Raw genomic sequence first — 962 nt, forward strand, 5'->3', positions numbered from 1 at the left:
CCAAGGCCCCATGGTGACGCGACTGTTCATGACGGCTCTCCCTTTCCTGCTGCACCGACAGCCTGTACTTCCTGCCGAGAGAATTTTTCGCGATCAGGCAGCTATGAACATGCAACGATTTCGCTATTTCCAAGCTAGCTGATACGAGCCAAAACGCCATTAGTGACAGGAAAATAACTCACTAAAGTATGAGTCATGGCCAATTAACTGTAGGGATTGGCTCAATTAACAATCCGGTTAATCCTTTGTGATTAATCCGTTCTTACAGTTGTTGACCGGGGGTTTGTTGACAATGCTCTGATAGCACGGTGAAAGCATGCCGCTGTAGCGTTGGATCGGCGCCAGAGGCGCGAAGGAGTGGACGTATGTTTCGGATGATCATCGACTATCTACTGGCCAGGGCCAGGCTGCTGTGCAGAAGTGAAGAAGGTGCGTCGGCCATCGAATACGCGATCGTGGTGGCAATGGTGGCGGTGGTGGTCGTGGTGTTTGTGACGCCCATCGGCGACAAGGTGCTGGCCATTTTCAACGTGGTGCTGACCAAGCTCGGTGGCACGGCACAGGTCAGAACGACGCCTTGATCAACATCCCTCCCGTCGTCCAGTGTCCGGGTCCATGCTGACCAGCAGCAGCGCTCAGACACTGGCAAATCTTCGGATTTCACAAGTCCGATCACCCGCCGTTACGAAGGAGAATGTCAATGATCCTCGAATATCTGATATTGCGCCTGAGGTCGTTTCTGGCAAGTACAGAGGCTGCATCCGCCATCGAGTATGCAATCGTGGTGGCGATGGTAGCGGTCGTTGTGGTGGTGTTCATCACACCACTGGGCGCGAAAATCTTTGCGATTTTCAATAGCGTCCTGGTATCCCTCGGCGGCACCGCGCAGACCGCTCCGGTGCAAACCCCCTGATGTGAGTCGCGTCCAGCGAATGTCGCGCTACACTCGATTGCACTTTCAG

Annotated in this window: 2 protein-coding genes; both read left to right on the forward strand. The window is 54.1% G+C overall.

The window, feature by feature from the left end; translation table 11 throughout:
* The first annotated feature begins 365 nt into the window (after nucleotides 1–365).
* Nucleotides 366–581: a Flp family type IVb pilin gene (locus HT737_RS30235; RefSeq protein ID WP_373557745.1), complete on the forward strand. Its 216-nt coding sequence runs from the start codon at nucleotides 366–368 to the stop codon at nucleotides 579–581.
* 119 nt (nucleotides 582–700) lie between these two features.
* Entirely contained in the window at nucleotides 701–913 is a 213-nt protein-coding gene (locus HT737_RS30240) for a Flp family type IVb pilin (protein ID WP_041068032.1), read from the forward strand.
* Nucleotides 914–962 lie beyond the last annotated feature (49 nt).

Source organism: Pseudomonas sp. MD195_PC81_125, from assembly GCF_014060985.1.
GTDB classification, from domain to species: Bacteria; Pseudomonadota; Gammaproteobacteria; order Pseudomonadales; family Pseudomonadaceae; genus Aquipseudomonas; species Aquipseudomonas parakoreensis.